The sequence below is a fragment of the uncultured Acidovorax sp. genome (genome assembly GCF_964021665.1).
Classification (GTDB): Bacteria; Pseudomonadota; Gammaproteobacteria; order Burkholderiales; family Burkholderiaceae_C; genus Acidovorax; species Acidovorax temperans.
The window spans coordinates 1-7,180 of sequence record NZ_CAXIAK010000128.1 but is presented as its reverse complement, the minus strand read 5'-3'; the positions used below and the strand labels follow the sequence as shown (position 1 = coordinate 7,180).

The 7,180-nt window shown below is 63.3% G+C and carries 8 protein-coding genes and 1 pseudogene; 8 read left to right on the top strand and 1 reads right to left on the bottom strand.

Annotation, left to right across the window (positions count from 1 at the left end):
- Positions 1–160: pseudogene (locus AADJ04_RS17130) on the top strand (IS5/IS1182 family transposase); the annotation flags it as partial.
- 39 nt (positions 161–199) lie between these two features.
- Complete coding sequence (locus tag AADJ04_RS17125) at positions 200–1,849, top strand: methyl-accepting chemotaxis protein (RefSeq protein WP_207375479.1); 1,650 nt, start codon at positions 200–202, stop codon at positions 1,847–1,849.
- 54 nt (positions 1,850–1,903) lie between these two features.
- Here AADJ04_RS17125 and AADJ04_RS17120 read toward each other — a convergent pair whose 3' ends face one another.
- A complete protein-coding gene (locus tag AADJ04_RS17120; protein ID WP_341240349.1) occupies positions 1,904–2,929 on the bottom strand; it encodes a LacI family DNA-binding transcriptional regulator in 1,026 nt (341 codons plus the stop codon).
- A 169-nt stretch (positions 2,930–3,098) separates the two neighbouring features.
- On the opposite strand from AADJ04_RS17120, the gene AADJ04_RS17115 reads away from it, so the two are divergent.
- From AADJ04_RS17115 to AADJ04_RS17090, 6 genes are all read left to right on the top strand, one after another.
- Complete coding sequence (locus AADJ04_RS17115) at positions 3,099–3,620, top strand: gluconokinase (RefSeq protein WP_341240348.1); 522 nt, start codon at positions 3,099–3,101, stop codon at positions 3,618–3,620.
- Positions 3,617–4,123 carry a TRAP transporter small permease subunit gene (locus tag AADJ04_RS17110; protein ID WP_066694877.1) on the top strand — a complete coding sequence of 169 codons (507 nt, stop codon included), beginning with the start codon at positions 3,617–3,619 and terminating at the stop codon, positions 4,121–4,123. The genes AADJ04_RS17115 and AADJ04_RS17110 overlap by 4 nt, the downstream gene beginning before the upstream one ends.
- A gap of 8 nt (positions 4,124–4,131) precedes the next feature.
- Positions 4,132–5,424, top strand: coding sequence for a TRAP transporter large permease subunit (locus AADJ04_RS17105; RefSeq protein ID WP_082763170.1), 1,293 nt, complete (start codon positions 4,132–4,134; stop codon positions 5,422–5,424).
- Between the two features lie 56 nt (positions 5,425–5,480).
- A complete protein-coding gene (locus tag AADJ04_RS17100; protein ID WP_341240347.1) occupies positions 5,481–6,500 on the top strand; it encodes a TRAP transporter substrate-binding protein in 1,020 nt (339 codons plus the stop codon).
- 46 nt (positions 6,501–6,546) lie between these two features.
- Positions 6,547–6,708, top strand: a complete 162-nt coding sequence (locus AADJ04_RS17095) for a hypothetical protein (RefSeq protein ID WP_341240346.1) — start codon at positions 6,547–6,549, stop codon at positions 6,706–6,708.
- Positions 6,709–6,747: 39 nt separating this feature from the next.
- The coding region (locus AADJ04_RS17090) for a CBS domain-containing protein (protein ID WP_341240345.1) at positions 6,748–7,180 on the top strand (433 nt) is incomplete at its 3' end.

Below are 7,180 nucleotides of genomic sequence, written 5' to 3'. Positions count from 1 at the left end.
ACTGGAGATTGACCTGGAGGTCTACAAATGGCGCCACTTGATCGAGAACTTCTTTGGCAAGCTCAAGGAGTTCAAGCGCATCGCCATGCGTAGCGACAAAACGGATACCAGCTTCGCAGCGATGATCTATCTCGCAGCTGGGGTTATCAACTCTCGGTGATTCTCAACAGCCCCTAGGTTTTCCGTAAGGAGGGGTTTCATGCGCGTCAATCTGCCCGTCAGCACGCACGAATATGCGTTTCCCAAAGGCCAGACTCTGGTGTCCACCACCGATCTCAAAGGCCGCATCCTGTACTGCAACCCGATGTTCATCGAGGTCAGCGGCTACGCCAAGGAAGAGCTGCTGGGGCAGCCCCACAACATCGTTCGGCACCCGGACATGCCTGAAGAGGCGTACCGTGACATGTGGGAAACCATTGGCAAAGGCATTCCCTGGTCGGCACCAGTGAAGAACCGTCGCAAAGACGGCACCTACTACTGGGTGATGGCCAATGTGACGCCCTTGATGGAGGGTGACCAACCCGTGGGCTACATGTCGGTGCGTACGCAGGCTTCGCGCGATCAGATCCAGCAGGCCGAGCAGCTCTACAAGACCATGCAGGCTGAAAAGCAGGCCGGTGTGTTGGCGCACGGACTGCGCGCAGGGCGCGTGGTCAAGAACAACCTGTGGGGGCGCGTGAGCGGTGCGCTGCGCATGGGGGCGTTTTCCGAAATGCTGCTGGGGATGGGCGTAGTGGTGGCGGCTGCCGTGGCTGCCGCTCAGCTGGGTGGGCAGGGGCTGACTTTGGCCTCTGGCCTGGCATGGCTGGGCGTGGTAGCGCTGGCGTTGGGCTATTGCGTTTACATGCGCTCGGTGTTGGTGTCGCCGCTGCAGCAGATGCTCAAGTGGGCTAACCGCATGGCGGCCGGTGATCTGACCCAGAAGATCACGGTGTCGCGCGACGACGCGGTGGGGCATTTGCAAAAGGCGCTGTCGCAACTGAATGTGAATTTGATGTCCATCGTGCGTGATGCTCGTCAGGAAGCGGAGCACATGCAGCTGTCTACCCAGGAGATCGCTCAGGGCAACCAGGACCTGTCAGCCCGCACCGAGTCTCAGGCCAGCAACCTTGAGCAAACGGCTGCCTCGATGGAAGAAATCACCGGTACGGTGCGCCAGACTGCAGAGTCTGCCCGCCAGGCTACTTCGCTGGCCACGCAGGCCACTACGGCAGCTGAGCGCAGCAGCGAGGCCGTCAACAGCGTGGCAGACACCATGCACCAGATTCAGACGGCGTCGGGCCGCATCAGCGAAATCACGCAGATGATCGACAGCATCGCCTTCCAGACCAACATCCTGGCATTGAACGCGGCCGTTGAGGCCGCCCGCGCGGGCGAGCAGGGCCGGGGCTTTGCGGTGGTGGCTTCTGAAGTGCGCAGCCTGTCGCACCGCACCCTGTCGGCTGCGAAAGAAATTCGCCAGCTGATCGATGATTCAGCCAACAAGGTGCAAGAGGGCAACGTGAAGACGGATTCCGCCCAGAAAACCATGACCGAGGCCCTGGAGCTGGTGCGCCGCGTGAACTCGCTGATGAGTGAAATCCACGGCGCTTCCAACGAGCAGCTCAGCGGTATCTCGCAGGTCAATGCCGCCGTGGCTCAGCTGGACACCATCACCCAGCAGAATGCCGCGCTGGTAGAGGAAAACGCGGCGTCCGCCATGCAGTTGCAAGAGCAGGCCAAGTCTGTGGCCGACACGGTGCAGGTATTCCGCATTGATGGGTCTGCATCCACCAAGGGCCCGGGTGCCGTAGCCTTGCGCCGCGAAATGCGGGCGGCCTCTGCCCAGCGGTCGCTGACCGTCGATTAACCCGGCCGCTCGCCAGCGCAGCAGCCCTCGCGGATCTCGCGGCCGCTGCAAGCGTCAGGTGCTTTGCCGTACCGTCAGTTCAAACCCCAGGTTCACACAGTTGTTCTCTGGGGGGTGGCCCCGCATCAATGCCAGCAGCATGTTCGCGCCCGCCTCGCCCATCGCGGCACGTGGTGTGCGCACGGTGGTCAGGGGCGGCACCATCTGGTCGCTGCCCGCCAGGTCGTTGAAGCCGGCAATCGCCACTTGTGCGGGCACAGCAATGCCCAGCCGCTGGGCCGCCAGCAGGCCGCCCTGGGCCAAGTCATCGTTGCAGAAGAAGATGGCGTCTACCTGAGGGCGGGTGCGCACGATTTCTTCGAGCAGCGTAGCCCCCAGGCGTATGGAGGAGGGCTCGGGGCTGAGGATTTCCAGCTTGGCGTCGTACACGCCCGCATTTTTCAGGCAGCGCCGGTAGCCCTCCGCGCGTTGCAGGGTGCGCGGGTCCAGTTGCGCGGCCGCAAAGGCGATGTGGCGATAGCCGCGTTGCAGCAAATGCTCGGCCATGGCGCAGCCAGCATCGTGCTGCGAAAAGCCTGCGCAATACACACCGGCAGCAGCCGTCACTTCCATCAGGTGCACGCACGGCACACCACTGGCAGCAATCATCTGCCGCGCGTTTTCGGTGCGGTCAAACCCCGTCACCAGCAGGCCCGCAGGGCGGTGCGCGAGGTAGGTGCGCAGCAGCTGCTCTTCTTCCTGTGGGTCGTAATGCGTCACGCCGATCAAGGCTTGGTAGCCCAGCGGAAACAGCACGCGGTGTACGGCGTCCAGCACGTCCACGAACAGGGCGTTCGATAGCAGCGGCACCAGCACGGGCACCTGCACGCTGCGTTGGGATGCGAGGGCGCGGGCGGCGGGGTCAGGCACATAGCCCAGTTGTTGCACGGCGGCTCGCACGCGGTCTGCCAGTTCGGGGGCTACGCCGCGCTCGCCGCGTAGCGCGCGCGATGCGGTGATGGGGCTCACGCCCGCCGCCTTGGCCACGTCGCTCAGGGTGATGCGGCCGCTGGAGCGGCGTTTGGTGTCGGGTTTGTTCAAGGGTTTACCCTTAATGATGTTCTTGGAAGTCGATTTAGGATAGCGCTATCCCGCTGGTCGGGCAACTGTATTACGCTTGATTTTGGTCTTTCTTCGGCCAATCCTAGAGGTTCAGCGTACCTTGGTTTAGGGTGCGTTTTTTTGGTTTTGATTGGATAGCGCTACCAATATGTCTTTCGACGGATGTCCATTGTTTCTGGTGGTCATGGGCGTGGCAGGCTGCGGCAAGTCCAGCCTGGGCTTGGCGCTGGCCCAGGCCCTTCGCCTGCCCCTGATTGAGGGCGACGACCACCACAGCCCCGCCAGCCGCGCCAAGATGAGCGAGGGCATCGCCCTGACCGATGCCGACAGGGAAGGCTGGCTCACCACGCTGGGCCAGCTGCTGCAGGCGCACCCGCAAGGCGCGGTGCTGACGTGCTCCGCACTCAAAAAGGCCTACCGTGACCGGCTCCGTGCTGCCTGCCCCCCGCTGCGCTTTGCGTTTCTGGAGATTGGCCGCGCTGAGGCGGAAGTGCGCGTCAAGGCCCGGGCCCAGACGCATTTCTTTTCTGCCGCGTTGGTGGAAAGCCAATTCGCCACGCTGGAGTCTCCGGCGGGCGAGCCCGGCGTGCTGACCCTGGACGCCGGGCTGCCTTTGTCTACCCTTGCCCAGCAGACCTGTGCCTGGCTCGCCCTGCAGGAGGTTGCATGAATTCGCCCACCCCGGCGCCCGTGCACCCCGCAGCGCGCGTGGCGCACATCCTCATGGCACTGTGCCTGGGAACCATGGCCGTTGCCGTGTTCTTCAACGTGGTGTTGCGCTACGGCTTTGGCAGCGGCATTCCCGCCAGCGAAGAGCTGTCGCGCCTGCTATTCGTATGGATGGTTTTCATTGGGGCCGCAGCCGCTTACCCCGCGGGTGAGCACATGGCCTTCACCAGCCTGGCGGGCCTGCTGGCGCGCAAGCCGCTGGCTTTCAAGCTGCTCACGGCGGTGATTCGTGTGCTGGTCATGGCCGCCTGCGCCATGCTGGGCTGGGGCGCCTGGCAGCAAGTGGTGGTGGGCATGGACAGCCACTCGGTGGTGCTGGGCTATCCGGTGGCATTGCTGCCGCTGCCCGCTTTGCTGTGTGCCGTGGCGATTGGCGTGATGGCTCTGGTCGAACTGGTGCGCGGCAAGCCGCTGGACCTGGGCCACGGCGCGGAGGTGGAATGATGCTGGGAATGACGCCTGAAGCCATGGCCTTCGTGGTCTTTTCGGTGGGCATGCTGGTGCTGATGGGCACGGGCATGAACATGGGGCTGGCGCTGGTGCTCACGGGCGCTGGCATGGCCTGGGTGCTGGACTTTTGGGACACGCAGTTGCTGGCCCAGAACCTGGTGGCGGGGGTGGACAGCTTTCCGCTGCTGGCGGTGCCGTTCTTCATCCTGGCGGGGGAGTTGATGAACTCCGGCGGCATCAGCCGCCGCATCATCGACATGGCCCAGGCCTGGGTGGGGCATATCCGTGGCGGGCTGGGCTATGTAGCCATTGGCGCTGCGGTGCTCATGGCCAGCATGAGCGGCTCGGCCCTGGCCGACACGGCCGCGCTGGCCACCATCCTGCTGCCCATGATGCGCCAGCAGGGCTACCCCATGAACACCTCGGCCGGGCTGATTGCTTCGGGCGGCATCATCGCGCCCATCATTCCGCCTTCCATGCCGTTCGTGATCTATGGCGTGACGACCAATACATCGATCTCTGCGCTGTTTGTTTCGGGCATCGTGCCCGGCTTGATGATGGGCGCCGGGCTGATTTTTGCGTGGCGTTGGGTGCTGCGCGGCATGGACCTGCCCCAGGGCCAGCCTCTGCCGATGAAAGACCGCCTGCGCGCCACGGCCCGCGCCTTCTGGGCCATGCTCATGCCCATCATCATCATTGGTGGCATGAAGACGGGTGTGTTCACCCCCACCGAAGCCGCCGTGGTGGCCGCGTTCTATGCGCTGATGGTGGCGTTGTTCATTCACCGCGAAATGCGCGTGCCTGAAATCTACGGCGTGCTGCTGCGCGCCGCCAAGACCACGTCCATCGTGATGTTCCTGTGCGCTGGCGCCCAGGTGGCCAGCTACATGATCACCCTGGCCGATCTGCCCAATGTGCTGACGGCGTGGCTGGGCCCGCTGGTGGAAAGCCCGCGGCTGCTGATGGCCGTCATGATGATCGTGCTGGTGATGATTGGCACGGCGCTGGACTTGACGCCCACCATCCTGATCTTTGCGCCGGTGATGCTGCCCATTGCCGTCAAGGCAGGCATCGACCCTGTCTACTTCGGCCTGATGTTCGTGCTCAACGGCGCCATTGGCCTCATCACCCCGCCGGTGGGCACCGTGCTCAACGTGGTGGCCGGGGTGGGGCGCATCTCGATGCACAGCGTCATCAAGGGGGTGAACCCGTTCCTGTTGACCTACGTGCTGATCCTGGCGCTGCTGGTGGTCTTTCCGCAGATCGTGACCGCGCCGGTGCTGTGGATGCGTTGACGACGCAGCACTTTCTTTTTCCTGTGCCTTTCTTTCCTTTGCCAATGGAGACAACCATGAAAACTTTCCGTCGCACCCTGCTGGTCGCCTTGTCGGTGGCTGCTTTTGCTGCCTCGTTCCAGGCCGCTGCCCAAGACTTCAAGCCGCGCATCATCCGCTTCGGCTACGGGCTCAACGAGGCTTCCAACCAGGGCCGCGCCACCAAGCTGTTTGCCGAAGAGGTGGAAAAAGCCTCGGGCGGCAAGATGCGTGTGCGCGCCATCGGTGCGGCAGCGCTGGGCTCTGACCTGCAGATGCAGCAAGCCTTGATTGGCGGTGCGCAAGAGATGATGGTGGGCTCCACCGCCACGCTGGTGGGCATCACCAAAGAGATGGCGATCTGGGACACGCCTTTCCTGTTCAACAACGCCAAAGAGGCCGACGTGGTGCTGGACGGCCCCGTGGGCCAGAAGGTGATGGACAAGCTGCAGGAAAAGGGCCTGGTGGGCCTGGTGTACTGGGAGAACGGCTTCCGCAACCTCACCAACAGCAAGCGCCCGGTCAACAAGCTCGAAGACATGGACGGCATCAAGCTGCGCGTGATGCAGAACAACGTGTTCCTCGACAGCTTCAAGACACTGGGCGCCAACGCCGTGCCGCTGCCGTTCTCGGAACTCTTCACCGCGCTGGAAACCAAGACGGTGGACGGCCAGGAGAACCCTTACAACACCATCCTGTCGAGCAAGTTCTATGAGGTGCAGAAGTACCTCACGGTGACCAACCACGTCTACAGCCCCTGGATCGTGCTGGTGAGCAAAAAGTACTGGGATGGCCTCTCGAAGGCTGAGCAAAAGGTGCTGCTCGACGCGGCCAAGAAGAGCCGCGACTTTGAGCGCCAGGACACCCGAGCTGAAGCCGACAAGGCCCTGGCCGACCTGAAGGCCAAGGGCATGCAGGTGAACGAACTGCCCGCCGCCGAAGCCAACCGCATGCGCGAAAAGCTGGCCGCCGTGAACGCTGGCATCGCCGCCAACGTGGGCGAGGCCCTGTGGAAGGAAGTGCAGGGCGCTGTGGCGCAGGCACGCGCAGCGAAGTAACCGGGCGCATCGGAAGGTGGCCGCTTGTGGCCACCTTGGTATGCACATGCCCAATAGCCGCACAAAGGCCAGCGCCCTCACAGGGGCGCTGGCCTTTTGCTTGGGCGATGAGCCTGAGCGCGGGCTGCCCTGTGGCTTGGCAGTAGATGTGGATGTGGATGTGGATGTGGTTGCAACTACGGTTGCATTGCCAGCACAGATGGGCTGAAATGGCTGTGCGTGCTTCGCGCTCTACAGGGAGGTTGCCATGACCGTTGTTGCCGAGATCCTGAAATCCAAACCCGACACCACCGTGCACACCGTGCGCCCCGAAGATTCCGTGCTGGATGCCCTGCGCCTGATGGCCGAAAAGGGCATTGGTGCCCTGCTGGTCACGCAGGATGCGGGCCGCATCGTGGGCATCTTCACCGAGCGGGACTACGCCCGCAAGATCGCCCTGCTGGGCCGCACCTCTGCCGCCACCCAGGTGCGTGACGTGATGACCCCCGATGTGCTTTACGTGCGCCTGCACCAGACCAGTGAGCAGTGCATGCAGCTCATGAGCACCAACCGCCTGCGCCACCTGCCCGTGGTTGAAAACGACAAGCTGGTGGGCATGATCTCGATTGGTGACCTGGTCAAAGACATCATCTCCGAGCAGAAATTCATCATCGAGCAGCTGGAGCAGTACATCAACGGCG